The sequence below is a fragment of the Arthrobacter sp. SDR-2R genome (genome assembly GCF_057747955.1).
The window spans coordinates 297,579-314,620 of the sequence record NZ_CM173231.1 but is presented as its reverse complement, the minus strand read 5'-3'; the positions used below and the strand labels follow the sequence as shown (position 1 = coordinate 314,620).

The window sequence follows — 17,042 nt, the reverse complement described above, 5'->3', positions numbered from 1 at the left end:
CGCAGTTGCGCGAGCTTCGCCTGCCGTGCCCGCTCGTATTCGGTGAACACGCCCTCGAGCGCCGTCGCTAGCTCAAGGAAGCGCTGACGCCGGAACGGGCCTTTCAATCGCCTCGTGCAAGTCGCCGACTACGAACGGCAGCTCGGAACATCGCGCACATTCAGAACCCCGGCATTCTTGTCGTCAATGCCAAAATCGCAGGTCAGCACAGCCTTAGGGGAGTCTTGAAGGACCCCAAAGATGGACCTTCACACCGGCCCCCTGGGGTCCCTGTCAGATCGTCACCGCATTCACGCCCGGGCCTCCTGTCGAACAACCACCATCGAGAGCCGATAATGATGATTCTGTAAGGTTGCGACTCCTTGCGCGTTTGGCCGCTACGCCATCCCGAGCGAGACCCGGTTACGTTCGGGCTGGATCTCAAGAATCTTCACGGAAATACTTTGCCCAACTTCAAACTTGCTCACTTGGTTCCCATTCATTGTCTGTGGCAGTCGAGAGTTGTGAATTAGTCCGTCGATTCCATCTCCAAGAGTTACGAAAACTCCAAAGTTCGTGAGGTTCTTGACTGTTCCCGCGATGGTGCTTCCGACCTTAAGCCGCGACCAATCTTCCTCATTTGGGGTTCTTCGCTGCTTCCTAGCCACCGAAGGCTTTTCCACGCCCTCCCGATTCTTTCGAGTATGATTCGCAGCCGTTTGAGGCGGGACCATTGGTGCGGCGCGAGAAGCAGACCTTCCCCGAGGCTCGGGAAGGTCTCCAACTACCTCTATGGCCTGCTGTCGGATCTGGTCCAGGTACCTCTCGTAAGCTTGATCAGCAAGAGCTCGATCGCGAATTAGAGTCCCTTCCTCCATCCGATAGCGCCGGCTGCTATCACCCCTGAATGAAAGCCAGTTGAAGCTTGTGGTTACGTAAAAGTCATCGCCGACTAGAACTTTGGCATGAGTGTTTTTCAACCTCACTACCGCCAATTGATTCTTTCTGCCGGCTGCTGCGTGAAGGCCGGCCAAAGCCGAGTCGATTTTCGGGTTGTCCTCGTAACCCCAAGCAATGGTCACTGGACACCTGTGTGCCAGCCTCTCAAGCTGGCGGATCCACTCTTTCGTTACCACCGCACTCGTTATCCATGGACTGATGATGAGCAGCCGCCTCCGGCTCTTCGTCAAAGCCTCATCGAGAATGAGCGGATGCTCGTATGTTCCTAACCACCGGACTGCCGCTGATTCAATGGTTTTCCCAGCCTCAAGCTGGTCGTCAGTTGTAGCACTAGCCCCGTCCGTCGCTTGTTCCACCGTATCGGCCAGGGCTTGTAGTCGGAGAACCTCGTCACGCCCCAACTTTTTGGCAGGCTCAGGGAAGCCGAGGGAAAGGTCGCTCGGTGGCAAGGGCTGCGGCCCCTCAACTCGGATACCGAGTCGTTCGGCGACGCCCATCCTTTCAAGAGCTACTTCGTGGTCCGGGCTCCAAATGCCGTCAATGTCGATGCCAAGACGAATTGAATCATTATCAATCCCCTTATAGATCAGCAGAGTGGCTTCCTTAAAATACCTCCGGTTCTCCGTGACGCCTAGCGCGCCAAGGATCCTGTTGACCTGGTTCCTGCCCGCCAAGATAGGGCCAAGGTTTGCTGGAGAGAGTTCGTCTATAGTTACCGGCTCACCTGTCGCCGGCGGCAGCCTAAAGAGGCCTTCCGTGTTCCTCGCGTCCCACTCACGAGTAAGGGATCTCTTTGTCCACGCGACAGGAGTGCGGGTAATCCGATCGAACATGACCGACAGGGTGACAACTTTGGGAGCTGCGGCTACTACGCCGTCCACGGCGTCCAGCCCAGGAGGCAATAGTTGAATGTTGCGCTGCTTGTTGTCCTGTGCCCGGTAATCGATCATCTCGAGTTGCAGCAAAGAACTGATTACGTTGGCCGTGTCGGTACTCTCAAGGCCTAAGAACCAGGAAAGCTCTTCTAGGGTGTTTATTCCCTTTGAGACCGCCAGTAGGGTGTATCGCTCCGCCACGCCAAGGTCAGTTGCTCGCTCTGCCAACACGTCGACGGTAAGTACGGAAGCCGGGATAGCGCAGGGCTCGGCGGCCACGAGGAGGTGGCCGGGAATTGCGTGGGCGTGTCGGCGGGCTGCTCGAACCAGTGCGTCAGTCACACAAACTCCATTCCACAGCCCTTGGCATTGCTGATGTGTTCAAGCACTCTCTTGAGTGGCCCATCCTTGGCAGCGCAGAACTCCGAGTCTCCTACAACCCACAGAAGTTCCCTCGCCCGAGAGAGCGCCACGTTGATGCGTCCTTCGCCGAAGGATTCAGCTAGGAACCCCATCTCGAGACGAGCATTGCTCCGGGTGACGGAGAAAATGACGACGTCGGCCTCCTGTCCCTGCACCGCGTCGATTGTCTTTACTTTGACCTCGAGGTGGGGAAGCCGGAGACTTCGGATCGCGCGATCCAGCATTAGAAGCTGTCGCTGGTATCCCGTGAGAACTAGAACCTCGACGGAGGCTCCGTCAAGTCGTCGGACCTCACCTTTGGCGACCTTTTCGTCGAGCTGGCGGAGGCGGTCGCACACGATATCAACCTCGACTGAGTTAGAGGAACTTCTAACCTGTGACGAGTCCTCATATCGTTTCTCTCGTCTGCTAGTCGAATACCAAACGACCCGAGATTGGTCACGAAGCGCATGTCCGTCTAGGGAGGGATGTGGGTCATGCACCAACTGCTCGCCGTAAAAGGTCTTGGAAATCAAATTCCCTATGGGAAGCGCCATTCGGTGCTGAGTGATGAGGCTGGCCCGACACTCTTGGGGTGATTCAGCCACCAAGATACTAAAGAGGGAATCAGTTCCAAGGAGTTCGTTGAGATCATAGGCTTCGACAATTTCAGGGTAATCCATGACCTCTTCGCGCATGGGTGGGAGTTGCTTAGTATCGCCAACGAGAACCCACCGCCTTGAACGGACCATCGGCACGAAGAGTTCAGTCGACGTCGCTCGGGAAGCCTCGTCGACGATACAAAGATCGAAGTCGATGTCGCGGACGTTCTGGTTGCTAAGGAAGCCCATACAAGTGCCAGCGATAACAGATTGTTTAGGTAAGAAGAGCAATTCAGCTGAACGGGGATCCTGGAGACTGGCGAGCCAATCTGCTTGGGCATGCATGATGTCCCTCAGATTTTCGGCCTCCGCCTGGCCGTCCAAACAGGATGTGGACAGTTGTGTGAGCCCACTTATGCTAAGCGGTACATCGACTCTTACACCCTGCCTTTCCACGTGGGCCTGAACTGCCTCTACTGCCGCATCAGCGGCCTGCTCAGCTCTCGTGAGCCGATCCCGCAGTTCGTCCGCGACGTCATCGTCGCCTGTCGCGGAGTCGAATGCTTCGAGCTCCTCTTGGCGGCGGTCCTTCAGTCTTAATGCGGCGGCAGCTTCCTCAGCAGCGAAGGCAAGGTGGAGGCGTGGGGCTGAGACCCCAGCCGAAGCAACGAGTTGTTCGAGTCCCTGCGCAGCCCGCTGCCTGACCTCCGCGATCCAAGCCCGCAACTTATTCGGTAGCAGTAGGTGAGCCGCGTCTACGGCAACCCGATCCTCACGTGTGGAAAGACGGACGATGCCAGATACACCGGCTTTGTCTAAGCGACTTACTGCGTTGTCCAACGCAACGTGCATCTGACTTACGAGCAGGATTCGGTCGTTTGGCCGGGCCTGAAGATGCTGTGCAACCAGCTCACATATAAAAGAGGTCTTACCAGTTCCCGGGGGACCTTCCACCAGAAAGAGATCCGGGGCACCGAGGGCGTTTGCCACCGCCACGCGCTTGTCATCGTCGAGGTTCACGTGCTGGGATGCAAATTCGACCGGACGAGAAGGGGAACTTCCTGATGGATCTAATACGAGACTCCGTAGATCCGTGCGGAGGCTTCGTTCGTCTCGGATGGCGCCGAGTGCTTCTCGTTGCCGTCGCACAGCCGAGGTAGAGGCAGTGCGGTTGCGGACGAGGAGACCGTCCTCGGGAAAATCGTCAGGATTTCCATTTATTCGGACGAGGGCTTCATCACCGTCAACCTCCTCCACGTTGCAGGGCACGTTGATCGTGGATGGACGTGAGTTATCGCGGGCCAGCAGATCCTGGTCAACGATGTCCTCGCGAGGTTCGTTGGTCAATCGCAGTTTCGCAGTGTTCCATGAACGGGACTCAAGGCTGTAACCGACCGGGTCTTCCAGCTTCCGGTCCAATTCCTCCTTAGCCTCGATGAGCCGTGACCACCCGTCGAGCCGCGCTTGGCGAAATCGTTCACTTTCACGGTCTTCAGCATCCTGGATGGCTTGGCTCAGAAGGCTACGCAATGCCCTGGCCGCTTGAATTGCAGCAAGCTGCTGCCTTGGTGGTCGTGCCGTCCAGATGTATTCGTCCGACGGAAGGAGTACTGCTCCGGGCATTCGCCGGCGGCGCTCCAACTCGTAAAAGTCACGGACGCCTGCTCGATTGCACACCATGCCCTGACTCGTGTGTTGCACATGAAGAAGCAGCTCGTCTCCTACAAGATCAAATTCATCGGGTGTAAGAGGTGCCCCCGGCCCTGGCATCGACACGGACCTGCGGGGCACGGCGTACGTCGCACTACCCATAAGGGTTTCGACAGTTTGCTCGGGGCTTAGGTCCAGACGTTCACGTTGCAGTTGCGCTCTTGCTTGCGGTGCAAGCGTCAGCACCAGCTGGGTCTGGGCGCGCCATTTCCTGCTTCTATCGGTGTGCATCTTCCGCAGCTCGAAGTCTAAAATCTGGCCGTCCTTCGGCCTGACGCTCGGGTCATTGCTCAGGCAGCGCTTCAGGAGATCCATGGCGCGGTCGGGGACGTCAATGCCGTCGCGACTATCCGAAAGTGCCCTGTCGATGTCCGAATACGTCTTTAACTCGAAAGGAACAAGACAGCGTAAAAGGGTTGCCGCCAGTCCATGAACATCCCTATTCGAAGCTGCCTTCGTTACTCGCTCAGGTGGTGCAAAGGGAGTTGAAGCATGATCGACAACTGTTGCATCACCTGGAGCTGCAACTTGGCTTTTGATCTTGCTGATACCAAAGTCAGCCAGAAGCGGCTTGCTCCCGTCCCAAAGAATGTTTGTTGGTTTGATGTCCCGGTGGAGCACATTCTGAGCGTGCGCGTGGGCCAGGGCATGTGAGAGGGGAAGCCCGACATTTTCGCACAAATCGTCCCACCCAGGGGGCTCATCGAGAGCCGCTAGCCAATCGACCAAGGTGCTCGGAATCCACTCGAGCACGATGTAGTAAACGCCCAACGAGGCGTCGAAACCCTTATCGAGAAGACCGGTGATATTCGGGTGATCGAGCCTGGCGAGGGCATCCGTCTCCCTATGAAAGAAGACAGTATTTATAGGGTCTTGCGTTCCTGGGATTACCTTGACGGCAACAAATCGTCCGTTGTCGACAAGGTCGACAGCCTTGAAAACGTCACCCTGTCCACCCTGCCGCCGACTACCAATAATTTCCGCGTACCGACCAGCGATGAACTCTTGCGCCATTCCCCCACCTTGAACCAAGAATACGTGTGCTTCATCATCCTAGATACAAGCACCGACAGCGCGGATTTCCAGGCTCCAAGAGGACAATTTGCGCAAACCTTGATGTCCATCCAGTCTTCAGGATTTGTCATCGTGCCAAGGGTATCGACCCAGGGGATGGATTGCGAGCAGGCAGATATAAGCTCAAGGCAGTAAATGAATTCGTTCCATCGTTGGGCGCAGAATTTGCTTGGAGCAGAGAAGCTTTCCGCGGGGGAGGAGACGGGCTTACTCCACTCTTGCTTGACGGAGGTATTGGCAGACGGTTTCCCTGTTGATTCCGTAGTCACGTGCAAGGACGACTTTCGGGATGCCATTGCCGGCGGGGTGGACGAGTTCGGCCGCCCGCTCCGGTGTGAGCGTCTTCTTCCGGCTCTTGTGGACGCCGCGCTGCTAGGCCAAGGCAATGCCTTCGCGCTGGCGTTCCCGGCTCAGGGCCCGCTCGAAGTCGGCGAAGGCACCCATGACGGCAGCATAAGGTTCGCCATGGGGGAGTCCTCGCCGGTGAAGACAGGATGCTCTTTGAGGAACTCCAACTGCACCCCTCGTTACGTAAGTCCCTGGACCAGTGCGCGCAGATCGTCGAGGTTCCGGGCTAGGCGGTCCATGCTGTGCACAACAACGGTGTCCCCGTCCCGGACGAACCGCAGCAGCTCGTTCAGCTGCGGCCGCGCGGTGTCCCTGCCGGAGGCCTTGTAGGTGAACAGCCGGTCCAGGACCTCGCCCTCCAGCTGACGTCGCTCATTCTGGTCAAGCGTGTTGACCCGCACGTAACCGATTCGCTGTCCATGCTCGCCGGCCTCCAACCCTTAGGTATGAACGAGTGTCAGCTCGGGCAAGGAAACACGTCAAGACTTCCGCGCAGGCGGACCGGCTCGCACCCGGTGGATTGTCCACGGGCGGCACGGCAAAGCCATCGCCGCTGATGCACGTGTCGGGACGCTCTTCCCGGGAAACAACGCCGCCATGGTGTACGTTGCTCTCTGGTCAGACAGGAAGCCGACAGAGAACAGAGAAGAGAACCGCCAAACATGGCTACCGACTACGACGAAGTCCGCTCCGACGTCAAGGAATCTCAGGAGAGTTCCTTGGAGGCGTTGAAGTCCGCCAGCGCTCCGGATGCCCGCAGCGTCGTCACCGAGCTCGATGAAGCGGACGCCCTGGACGAAGGGCTGACTCCCGGCGGGGAAATCGTCTCCGAGGAGCTCATCGTCCAGGTCATCCCGCAGGGTGCGGACGAGTTCACCTGCTCATCCTGTTTCCTGGTCCGTCACCGGTCCCAGCTGGCACGGCAAAGCAATGGCCAGTGGTACTGCATCGAGTGCGAAGGCTGAGCCCCGGAAACGGCAGAACCGGGCGGCCGACGGCCAGTGCACAAAGTCCCAAAATGATGCAACTGATGCAGTACGCCGTTCTCTACTTGACATAACGTCGGCTATCAGTCAGCGACGTTCTCTCAGTTGAGGCAGGGGAGTGGCTGCCTGCTGCCTGGGCGGTCGCGGCCCAGGATCCGAAGCAGCACCTAGCGCCTTCCGTATTTACGGTGGACGGCTTGTTTGCTCACGCCCAGGCACAGCGCGATGGCTTCCCAGGAAAGGCCGGCCTGCCGGGCCTTCCTGACCAGGGACGCTTCTGTTCGCCCGACTTCCTTCTGCAGCTGGGCGACCGCCTGCAGGGCTTCAGCCGGTCCTTTCCCGTCCATGGATGCCACCAGAGTCTTCATCCGTTCCACCTCCATGCGTCAACATTAGTTGACGCCAGAGGTTGGGTCAACATTTGTTGACGACCTGCCGAGCACTGAGGCTGTCTCGTGAACTCCCCGAGGAAGGTGCGCGTGGACTGGACACCCGAGAGCAGGTGATCACTTCTACTGGATGCCAGGCGACATCTTGCGCCGGCAAGCGGTCCCACGAGAAACTCGAGGAACGCGCGCTGAATTGATGAAAATTTGGACGGCGGGATACCAGGGAAAACGGAGGCAACGATGCCACCGCTCCTGTCCGGCGGCAAAGATGCCGCCCCAAGATCCCGCAGACGAAAGGATCGCAATGGCAGGAATGTTCGAACTATTTATCGACACCGAATCTGCGTTCAGGTTCCGGCTCACAGCACCCGATGGAACTGTCATGGCAGTGTCCAAGCCCTTCGATACCAAGACCGACGCCGTTGCCGGCATCGCAGCCGTGCGCGAATATGCCGGCATGGGACTGATCACCGACCACAGCACAACAACCACAAATGCGGCACCGCCAGCCACCTGGACTGACCCCGGCAGTCAAACTGACGATTCCCCGCGCATGCCAAAAATCGACTTCCATGGACGTACCAGGGCGGTCCGCCGGGCCGTCTCGGGTCCCCGCTGGGCCGGGGCAATCCACAGCCTTTCCTGAACGGCGGGGGAGGGGTCGCTCCACCCCCTCTCGCTCGCGGCTTTGCACAAGATCAACTATCGGCCCTTAGGCTGATGAGAGTCTGCTGCGTTCGTCGGCCTCTTGTCCCAACACACGAAGAAGGTCAAGGGTGGTCATCCTCAGCTCCCCATAGGCGTGCTGGTCAAAGAGCGGCGTCAGGTGGACCAGAGGAGTGCGGTCGAGTTCTCGGATCAGCTGCCGTGCCTCCCCAATAACCTCCCATCGTTCAGGGAATCTGGTTCAGGTCGCGGGTTCGATCCATATAAACGGGCCGTCAAGGTACCTACCCCTACTTCTTCGTCATCCGATACCGTTCGATCTGCCGCAGCCGCCGCAGGAGGCTGTCGCGCCGCGGGTGCGGGACGGCGTCGGGCCCTTCCGCGGTGAGGTCGATGTGCTTGGTGCCGTACTGCCACAGGAGGAGGTCGTCCAGGAGCCGGTCCGGCCCGGGGGAGTAGCGGTGGTCCAGGGCCTTGCGGACCTCCGTGATGCGGTTGGCGCTGAGCAGCCCGGCCAGCTGCATGGTCTGGTTCAGGCCGTGCGCGGCGAGGAGTTCGGCGGCCCAGCCCCAGTCGTCGTCCACCTTGCGGTCAACGTGGGGGAGCAGCGTGCGCCACACGTCCCGGATCCGGTTGGGCGTGAGCGGCGCGGCCCCTTCGCCGTCCACGTCCCAGAAGCTGCGGACTTCCTCATACCGTTCGTGCAGGTCGGCGAAGGCCGTCTCCACGGTTTCCAGCATGGCCGCGGTGGCGGTGAACTGCCGGTCGAAGTGCGGGGTCCAGGCGCGAGGGTCCTCGGCCTTGAACCGGATGTCGTGCTCGATCTCGCTCCATGCGTGGGCGAAGATGGTGCGGATCTGGCACTCGAAAAAGTAGCTGCCGTTGGGCTGCAGGTCCGGGTTGAAGACCTGCTGGTATTCCTTGACGGCCTCGTTCTGGATGGTGCGCAGGATGAGGTGGCGGCTGGAATACCCGTATGTGCCGCTCTCGATGGAGCCGATGTCCTTCTCACGGTCGCCGCGGCAGTCAAACAGCTGCCGTTGGCGCTTGATGATGTTGGCCACGGCGGCGTTCTCGGCCGGCAGCTTGGTGATCACCCGGATGCCCACCATGTCATTCAGCGTGCGGAACGGGTCCGGAAACTTCAGGAGCCGCCGGCCGCCGGGTTCCAGCGGCTCTTCCGTGCGGGAGATCTTCTCCTTGAACGATTCCACCGTCTTGGTGCGGCCGGTGACAAACAGCGGCGTGACCTCGCTGTCCTTCAGCATGTCCCGCAGAACCAGCAAAACGTCCCGGGTAACCAGCTTCAGGGCAGGCCGGACGCGCTCATAGATCTCCACGTTGTGCTGCACCGACTCACGCAGCGGCTCGTCCAGGTTTTCCCAGTTACTCGGCATGGTCCCAGCTTACGGCGGGGGTCCGACAGGAAGCCTTTGGGCCCCCTACGTTTCGGCGGCCGACGTGGACCCGCGCACCACCAGGGAGCTCTCGAGGATGAGTTCCTCCTGCTCCAGCGGCCGGCCTTCCATCAGGCGGCGGAGCTGCTCCCCGGCCTTCAGGCCCAGCAGCGCCGCGGGCAGGTGCACGCTGGTCAGGCCCGGGCTGATGGTAGCGGAGTACGGCAGGTCGTCGAAGCCGGCAACCGCCAACTCCTCCGGAATCCGGACCCCTTCCACCCGGGCTTCCTGCAGCACACCGTAGGCGTGGGTGTCCGTGGCACAGACGACGGCGGTCACCCCCTGGCGCTGCCAGTCCGGCCACGCTGCGGCAAAGGCCGCCGCGGCCTCGCCAACATCGATGGTGGTGGCAGGGATATGCTGCGGATCCACCGCCATGCCCCGGGCGGCCGCTTCGGCCAGGAACGCCTCGCGGCGGATGGCAAAAGTTTCGGTTCCGGTCACGCTGTCCAGGTAGGCCACGCGCCGGTGCCCGGCCCCGGCGAGGTGGGCGGCCAACTCCCGGGCGCCCTGCGCGACGTCCAGATTGACCGCGGGAGCAACCGATTCCAGGCCGGGAGCGTCCAGCAGGACCAGGGGCCCGGCCACGGACAGATCGGCCAGGAAGTCCGCGTTCGGTGCGTCAACCAGGAGCCCTGCCGGCCGCAGGGACATCAGCTTCCGGACGTCGTCGGCCTTGGGGAATTCGCCCGAATCGGTGACGGAGAGCAGCAGCTGGTAGTTGGGCCCCAGGGATTCCCGCACCCCGCCGATCACCTTGGCGAAGAACGGATTGGAGATGTCCGGCGCCACCAGGATCACGATTGAACTGACGCCCTTGGCCAGCGAGCTCCCGATGCCGTCCACCACGTACCCCAGCTCGGCGATGGCCTCCCGCACCCGGGAAATGTTGTCCTCGGACACCCGGCCCGCCGTCTTGCCGTTGGCCACCAATGACACCGTGGCCACGGAGACGCCGGCCCGCGCCGCCACCATGGCTGCCGTCACCCGCCGGGGCCGCGCCCGCTGCTGCACCTGTTCCCCGGAATCCATACTTCGATCCTATCCGCCGCAGGGTACACCAGGGGCAGCAACGCATCAAGCGTTTGACGTGCGGCAATACCTCCCCAACGTTAAGCGTTTGACGTTGGGCGCAAAAGCCTGCCATGATCACTCCCGGAAGACTGAATCCCTGCCTCCCCGGCAGGCCCCAATGACGTGGAGAACCATCGTGGAACTAGATCCCCGGCCCGTAGACAGCCACCCAAAGCCCCGGAAGATCATCCTGGACTGCGACCCCGGCCATGATGACGCCGTGGCCCTGCTGCTGGCGCACGGCAGCCCGAACATCGAACTGCTGGCCGTCACCACGGTGGTGGGCAACCAGACCCTTGAAAAGGTCACCCGCAACGCCCTGGCCGTCGGTACCATCGCCGGGATCACCGGCGTCCCCTTCGCCGCCGGCTGCCCGCGGCCCCTGGTCCGCAGCATCGAAACCGCGCCGGACATCCACGGTGAAAGCGGCATGGACGGCCCCGCACTGCCGGAGTCCACCATCGAACTGGATCCGCGCCACGCCGTCGACCTCATCATCGACACTGTCATGGCGCACGAGCCCGGCACCGTCACCCTGGTCCCCACTGCCGGCCTGACCAACATCGCCATGGCCGCCCGCAAGGAACCGCGCATCGTGGAACGCGTCCGGGAAGTGGTCCTCATGGGCGGCGGCTACCACGTGGGCAACTGGAGCGCCGTGGCGGAGTTCAACATCATCATCGACCCCGAGGCCGCGCACATCGTCTTCAATGAAAAATGGCCGGTGGTGATGGTGGGTCTTGACCTCACCCACCAGGCGCTCGCCACCCCCGAGGTCGTGGAAAAGATCGCCGCCATCGGCACCACCCCGGCCAAATTCGTCACCGAGCTGATGGACTTCTTCGCCCACACCTACAAGGACGCGCAGGGCTTCGATCACCCGCCGGTCCATGATCCGTGCGCCGTGGCCTACGTGATCGACCCCAGCATCGTCAGCACCCGCAAGGTGCCGGTCAACATCGAACTGCAGGGCGCCCTCACGCTCGGCATGACCGTGGCGGACTTCCGCGCCCCCGCCCCCGCCGACTGCCACACCAGTGTGGCCGTGGACCTGGACCACGCGCGCTTCTGGGACCTGGTCACCGACGCGCTGGAACGCATCGGCGAGCCAATCACCAAAGGCAACGCGTCCGACGTCGAACGCCAGGCCAGTGCCTCCCTCACCGCCGGAGGGGTCAAGTAAATGACTGCCACGATGACCGAAACCAAGACCGGCCGCGGCAACGTCGCCGCCCTCATGACCGCACTGCTGGCAGCCTGCGTGGCCTTCCAGCTCAACGCCTCCATGCTCAGCCCCGCCCTGGTCACCATGGGCGAGGAGCTCAACACCGACCAGGCCGTCATCGGCCTCTCCCAGACCTGGTTCTTCACCGCCGCCGCCCTCTTCTCCCTGTTCCTGCCCCGGCTCAGCGACATCGTGGGCCGCAAGAAGGTCCTGGTGGGCATGATGGTGCTGATGGCCGCGGGGTCCGTCATCGCGGCGCTCGCCCCGGACGTCACGTGGCTCTTCGTGGGCCGCATCATCCAGGGCGTCAGCGGACCCACCGTGCCGCTGTGCCTGATCATGCTGCGTTCTGCGGTCAGCAACCCGCGGAAATACGGCACCCTGATGGGCCTCATCACCGCGGTCAACGGCGGCGTGGCCGGCGTGGACTCCTTCGTGGGCGGCTACTTCGCGGAGCACTTCGGCTTCCGCAGCATCTTCTGGCTCATGGTGGTGCTGGCCGCCGCCGCCACCGCCCTGATCATGGTCCTCGCGGCGGAAAGCAAGCCTGCCGCCGGCACCCGGATGGACTGGCTGGGCGTGTTCTTCATCGTGGTGGCCGTCGGCGCCCTGCTGACCGCACTGAACGAGGCCTCCAAGCTGGTGGGCGGCTTCTCCGCCACAACGCTGATGCTGAGCCTGGCGCTGGTACTGGTGTCCGCCGTCGCGTTCTTCGCCTTCTGGCGCACCGAACAGCGCGCCGCGCAGCCCATGGTGGGAACCGTGCACCTGCGCCAGCGCTCCACCTGGGCTCCGCTGCTCACCACCACGCTGACCATGACCGGCATCTTCGCCGTCATCAACGGCATCGTTCCCGCCTACGTCCAGGCCGCCAACCCCGGGTTCGGCGTGGGCCCCACCGAAATGTCGCTGATCATCCTCACCCCGTACGCCCTGCTCGGCTGGCTGGTGGGTCCGCTCAGCGGGCGGCTGGCCCCCGTCCTCGGGTACACCAAGGTGCTGCGGATCGGGCTCCTCGGCAGCATCGCAGCACTGGCCGTCATCGCCTTCTTCGGCCTGGGCAGCCTGCCGATGATGATTGCCGGCACCGTCTTGCTGGGCATCATGTACGCCGGTACCGTCAACATCATGCTCAACGGACTCGGCGTTGTCCTCTCGCCCGCCGGCAACCCCGGCTTCCTGCCCGGCATGAATGCCGGCGCCTTCAACCTGGGTGCGGGCCTGAGCTTCCTCATCCTTCCCGCGGTCCTGGTGGCCACGCAGGCGCTCGGCGATGCGAAGGCCTCCTACCTGACCGTCGTGCTTGTCGGGCTGGCCCTCACCGTCGCCGCCTTCGCCGCGTCCCTGCTGATCCCCAAGCCGGTTGAGGCTGAGGTGACTGAATGAGTACCGCGGCCGGCAGCACGGGCCGGATCGTCGTCGTCGGCTCCCTCAACGCCGACCTCACCATCTACTGCGAACGCCTGCCGCAGCCGGGCGAAACCGTCCAGGGCAACGGATTTGCCGTGAACCCGGGCGGCAAGAGCGCCAACCAGGCGGTGGCCGCCGGCCGACTGGGCGGCCACGTCAGCCTGGTGGGTGCCGTGGGAAAGGACGCCAACGGAGCCATGCTCGAGGCCTCGGTGGCAGGGGCCGGCGTGGATGTGGGGCACGTGCGGACCTCCACTGAGCCCACCGGCGTCGCGGTCATCGCCGTGGACGCCCGTGGCGAGAACAACATCATCATCTCCGCCGGGGCCAACGGCACTCTGTCCCCGGCCGACGTCGCGGACGCCGGGGACGTGCTGGAGGAGGCCGCCGTGGTGAGCCTCTGCCTTGAGGTCGGCATGGACACGGTGCTGGCCGCAGCCCGGGCAGGGCACGACGCCGGCGCAACGGTCCTGCTGAACCTCTCGCCCTACGCGGAGATTCCGCCAGCCCTGGCCGGATTGGCTGACGTGTTGCTGGTCAACGCCCACGAGGCCGCGCTGTTCCTTGGTGTTTCCGTGCCGGGTGCCGGCGCGCCAGCCGACGAGTGGGAAGCGGCGCGGGAGCGGTTTGCCGCCCGGGGCATCCAGCAGGTGCTGGTGACGCTCGGTTCGCAGGGCTCCGTGGTGCTGGACTCGCTGGCGTCTCCCGGCTCCCGCGTGACGTCCGTTCAACCCACCCAGGTGCACGCGGTGGACACCACCGGTGCCGGGGACGCGTTCACGGGAGCAGTTGCCGTGCGGCTTGCGGCGGGCGATGCGCTCGCCGATGCCGCCGCCTTCGCCTCCGTTGCCGCGGCCCTGGCAACCACCCGCAAAGGGACCCAGGCAGCGTACCCGGACACGGCCGACGTCGAACGCCGCCTCCGCGCGTCCTGACGCCGCCGGCGGGGCCGGCCGGTGAGGCTAGGCCCGCGCCTGGGCCCGGACCGAGGCCCGCTCCACTGGCGGGCAGTGGATCTTGGCGGCCCCGTCTGTGGCGGCGTCGATGCCCAGGAGGGTCCGCACACCGGCCGCGCCCAGCTCATAGTGCGGCAGGGACACGGTGGACAGCGGCGGGCGAAGGTGGGCGGCGATGACCTCCTGGTTGTCGAAGCCCACCACCGCCATGTCGTCCGGGATGGACAGGCCCCGCTCCCGCAGGCCGTCGTACAGGCCCATGGCCATCCGGTCGTTGTAGCAGTACACCGCCGTCACGTCGCGCTTGAGGAGTTCCGCGGTTGCCCCGTAGCCGCCCTCCTGGTCCGGATAGGCCTCCATCACCAGCCCGGGATCGAACGCCACCCCGGCATCCTCGAGGGCTTCGCGGTAGCCGGCCAGGCGTCCGTCCTTGGCCGGAGCGGGAATGGTGGCGTTGATGAAGGCGATGCGGCGGTGGCCGTTCCGGAGCAGGATTTCGGTGGCGGAGCGGCCGCCCTGGACCTCGTCCGGAACCACGGCGCGGGTGCCGGGCTCGTCGGAGAAGCAGTTGACCAGGACGAACTCGGCTTCGCGCAGCGGCTCCGGGATCTCGGTCTGCCGGTGGAACCAGGTGGAGTACAGGATGCCGCGCACCTTGTACTCGAGCATCATCTTGATGGCGTCCTGTTCCAGTTCGCCGTTGCCCTCGGTGTTGGCGATGAGCAGGGCGTACCCGTGCTTCCATGCCTCGTCCTGGGCGCCGTGGATGATCTGGCCCGCGAAGGGGGTGGTGGCCACGCCGTCGGCCACGAGCCCGATGAACTTCGAAGTCCCGCTGACCAGCGTCTTGGCCATGGCGTTGGGCCGGTACCCGAGGGTGCGGATGGCGTCCTTGACGCGTTGCCGGGTCTCCTCGGCGATCCTGGCGCTCTTCTTCTTGTTGACCACCAGGGAGACGGTGGCCGTGGAGACTCCGGCGGCTTCGGCCACTTCGCGGAGGGTCACCGGATGGGCGCGTTCTGGCATCCGCGGCGGTTGGGCGGTGGGCGCCGGCCCGCCTGGCTTGTTCTCCGTTGACATCTTCTGGCCTCCGTCTGGAGTATATCTGCCTGCCGTGGCGGTCATCCCTTGGTCGCCCCGCTTTCGAGGCCCTGGATCATGGCCTTGTTGAGCACCAGGAACACCAGCAGCAGCGGCGTAATGGTGACGCACACGGCGGCGAAGGTTGCCGTCCAGTCCACCTTGCCCATGGCGCCGATGTAGTTCTGCAGGCCCAGCGGAATGGTCTTCAGCTCCTCGGACAGGACGAACGTGTTGGCGAAGATGAAGTCGTTCCAGATGAAGATGCTGTTGACCAGCACCACCGTGACCACGGTGTTCAGGGACAGCGGCAGGGTGATCAGCCCGAAGATCCGGTAGGGCCCTGCGCCGTCCAGGGAGGCCGCCTCATAGGTTTCCTTGGGGATGTACTCGTAGAACGAGCAGAACAGGTACACGGACATGGGCAGGGAAAACCCGGCCAGCGGGATGATCATTGACTGGTACGTGTCCAGCAGGTTCACCGTGGAGTAGTCGATGAACAGGGGGACCAGGGCGATCTGGACCGGCACGATGATGCCGATCAGGAACAGCCCGCGGACCAGTTTGCTGAGCCGGAAGCCCAGCACCTGGATGGCGTAGGCGGCCATCATGCCCAGCAGGACGATGAGGATGTTGGCGCCCATGGTCACCACGAAGCTGTTGAGGATGTTCCGGCCCAGGTCGCCTGTTTCGAATGCCCTGGCGTAGTTGTCCCACGTCAGGGCGCCGGGCAGGGCGAAGGGGTCGCCGGTGGCGAAGTCGTGTTCGGTGCGGAGGCTGGTGAGGAACAGCCACGCGAGCGGGTAGACCTGCACGATCACGATCAGCATGATCAGCACGCGGGACAGGGTCCGGAACAGGTCCGGCCGGCGCCTGCGGCGTGGTGCGGCCGGCGTGGGCGGGACGACGGCGGCGGGCCGGGTGGGCGGGGCTGCCTGGGTGATCATGCGTCTGCCTTCCGCTTGAGCAGGAACAGGATGAGGCCGACGGCCACGAGGCACTCCACCACGATGAACACCGAGATGGTGCTGGCGTAGCCGAAGTCCGTGCTGGTGAACGCGGTCTTGTACATGTAGGTGGTGAGCAGTTCCGAGGACTGGCCCGGACCGCCGTTGGTCATCAGGTAGGGGATGTCGAAGCCGCGCAGCCCGTAGGTGGTGGCCATGATCGTGGTGGTGATCCACACCGGGCGGATGTACGGGAAACGGATCCTGGTGAACAGGGTCCACCGGGAGGCGCCGTCAAGGACCGCGGCTTCCTCCAGCTCCTTGGGCACCGCCAGCAGCGCCGCGTAGATGATGAGCATGTACAGCCCGGTGAAGCGCCAGCCTTCCGGCGCGGACACCGCCGCCAGGACGGTATTGACGTCCGAGAGCCAGGGCCGTTCCAGGCTGCCCAGCCCGATCCAGTGCAGGAGCTGGTTGAGCAGGCCTACCGGCTCCAGCGAGTAGATCCGCACGAAGAGGAAGGCGATGGCCACGGTGGAGATCACGGCAGGCAGCAGGTACAGGGTCTTGATGAGCTCCCGTCCGCGGCGGAGGGAGGTGAGGAGGCTGGCCACCACCAGGGCGCCGCCCAGCTGCAGGACCAGGCAGATGGCCAGGTAGAGGAGGGCGTTCAGGAACGCCCGCCAGAAGATGTCGTCCGCGGTGAACATGCGGAGGTAGTTCTCCAGTCCCACGAATTCCATGTCGCTGATGCCGTTCCAGGAGAAGAAGCTCAGGAACAGGGACTGGAGGATGGGGAAGAGGACGGCCGCGCCGTACAGCAGCAGCGGCGGGAGCAGGAAGACCAGGACTGAGGTCCTCGATCTGTTGGGAAGCATCCTGTTGGGGAGCATGGCTGGCCT

General features: G+C 63.1%; 13 protein-coding genes and 1 pseudogene. 5 read left to right on the top strand and 9 right to left on the bottom strand.

The features are described 5' to 3' along the window. Nucleotides 1-377: 377 nt before the first annotated feature. The 3 genes and pseudogenes from AC3ANU_RS01505 to AC3ANU_RS01495 all read right to left on the bottom strand — a co-directional run bounded on the left by AC3ANU_RS01505 (nt 378) and on the right by AC3ANU_RS01495 (nt 6,387). On the bottom strand, nt 378-2,156 hold the full coding sequence (locus AC3ANU_RS01505; RefSeq protein ID WP_223993250.1) for a S1 RNA-binding domain-containing protein: 1,779 nt from the start codon (nt 2,154-2,156) through the stop codon (nt 378-380). After that, the gene (locus AC3ANU_RS01500) at nt 2,153-5,542 is read right to left on the bottom strand and encodes a serine/threonine-protein kinase (RefSeq protein WP_223993252.1); all 3,390 of its coding nucleotides are present in this window, start codon (nt 5,540-5,542) and stop codon (nt 2,153-2,155) included. The genes AC3ANU_RS01505 and AC3ANU_RS01500 overlap by 4 nt, the downstream gene beginning before the upstream one ends. Nucleotides 5,543-5,809: 267 nt before the next feature. After that, nucleotides 5,810-6,387 (bottom strand): annotated as a pseudogene (locus AC3ANU_RS01495) (recombinase family protein). Between the two features lie 225 nt (nt 6,388-6,612). Between AC3ANU_RS01495 and AC3ANU_RS01490 the strand changes: the two are divergent. Further along, the gene (locus AC3ANU_RS01490; protein ID WP_223993254.1) at nt 6,613-6,915 is read left to right on the top strand and encodes a DUF4193 domain-containing protein; all 303 of its coding nucleotides are present in this window, start codon (nt 6,613-6,615) and stop codon (nt 6,913-6,915) included. 188 nt (nt 6,916-7,103) lie between these two features. Here AC3ANU_RS01490 and AC3ANU_RS01485 read toward each other — a convergent pair whose 3' ends face one another. Continuing rightward, nucleotides 7,104-7,319 (bottom strand): death domain-containing protein, encoded by a 216-nt coding sequence (locus AC3ANU_RS01485; protein ID WP_478222575.1) that lies wholly within the window; start codon nt 7,317-7,319, stop codon nt 7,104-7,106. 310 nt (nt 7,320-7,629) lie between these two features. Between AC3ANU_RS01485 and AC3ANU_RS01480 the strand changes: the two genes are divergently transcribed. Further along, nucleotides 7,630-7,971, top strand: coding sequence for a YegP family protein (locus tag AC3ANU_RS01480; protein ID WP_488315313.1), 342 nt, complete (start codon nt 7,630-7,632; stop codon nt 7,969-7,971). A 310-nt stretch (nt 7,972-8,281) separates the two neighbouring features. On the opposite strand, the gene AC3ANU_RS01475 is transcribed toward AC3ANU_RS01480, so the two are convergent. Next, complete coding sequence (locus tag AC3ANU_RS01475; protein ID WP_018770343.1) at nt 8,282-9,388, bottom strand: GTP pyrophosphokinase; 1,107 nt, start codon at nt 9,386-9,388, stop codon at nt 8,282-8,284. A gap of 45 nt (nt 9,389-9,433) precedes the next feature. Further along, a complete protein-coding gene (locus AC3ANU_RS01470; RefSeq protein ID WP_488316005.1) occupies nt 9,434-10,423 on the bottom strand; it encodes a LacI family DNA-binding transcriptional regulator in 990 nt (329 codons plus the stop codon). Nucleotides 10,424-10,640: 217 nt separating this feature from the next. Here AC3ANU_RS01470 and uriH point away from each other — a divergent pair, with 217 nt between their 5' ends. The 3 genes from uriH to AC3ANU_RS01455 are packed head-to-tail and all read left to right on the top strand — an operon-like array spanning nt 10,641 to nt 14,092. Further along, a complete protein-coding gene (gene uriH / locus AC3ANU_RS01465) occupies nt 10,641-11,705 on the top strand; it encodes a uridine-preferring nucleoside hydrolase UriH (protein ID WP_056388509.1) in 1,065 nt (354 codons plus the stop codon). Continuing rightward, nucleotides 11,706-13,133, top strand: coding sequence for a uridine transporter UriT (gene uriT / locus AC3ANU_RS01460; RefSeq protein ID WP_488315312.1), 1,428 nt, complete (start codon nt 11,706-11,708; stop codon nt 13,131-13,133). Further along, nucleotides 13,130-14,092, top strand: coding sequence for a ribokinase (locus tag AC3ANU_RS01455; RefSeq protein WP_488315311.1), 963 nt, complete (start codon nt 13,130-13,132; stop codon nt 14,090-14,092). The genes uriT and AC3ANU_RS01455 overlap by 4 nt, the downstream gene beginning before the upstream one ends. A 27-nt stretch (nt 14,093-14,119) precedes the next feature. On the opposite strand, the gene AC3ANU_RS01450 is transcribed toward AC3ANU_RS01455, so the two are convergent. The 3 genes from AC3ANU_RS01450 to AC3ANU_RS01440 are packed head-to-tail and all read right to left on the bottom strand — an operon-like array spanning nt 14,120 to nt 17,018. Then, complete coding sequence (locus AC3ANU_RS01450) at nt 14,120-15,193, bottom strand: LacI family DNA-binding transcriptional regulator (RefSeq protein ID WP_224084189.1); 1,074 nt, start codon at nt 15,191-15,193, stop codon at nt 14,120-14,122. 41 nt (nt 15,194-15,234) lie between these two features. Then, the gene (locus tag AC3ANU_RS01445; protein WP_018770337.1) at nt 15,235-16,140 is read right to left on the bottom strand and encodes a carbohydrate ABC transporter permease; all 906 of its coding nucleotides are present in this window, start codon (nt 16,138-16,140) and stop codon (nt 15,235-15,237) included. Then, nucleotides 16,137-17,018, bottom strand: a complete 882-nt coding sequence (locus AC3ANU_RS01440) for a carbohydrate ABC transporter permease (RefSeq protein WP_056388621.1) — start codon at nt 17,016-17,018, stop codon at nt 16,137-16,139. Before AC3ANU_RS01440 ends, AC3ANU_RS01445 begins: the two co-directional genes overlap by 4 nt. Nucleotides 17,019-17,042 lie beyond the last annotated feature (24 nt).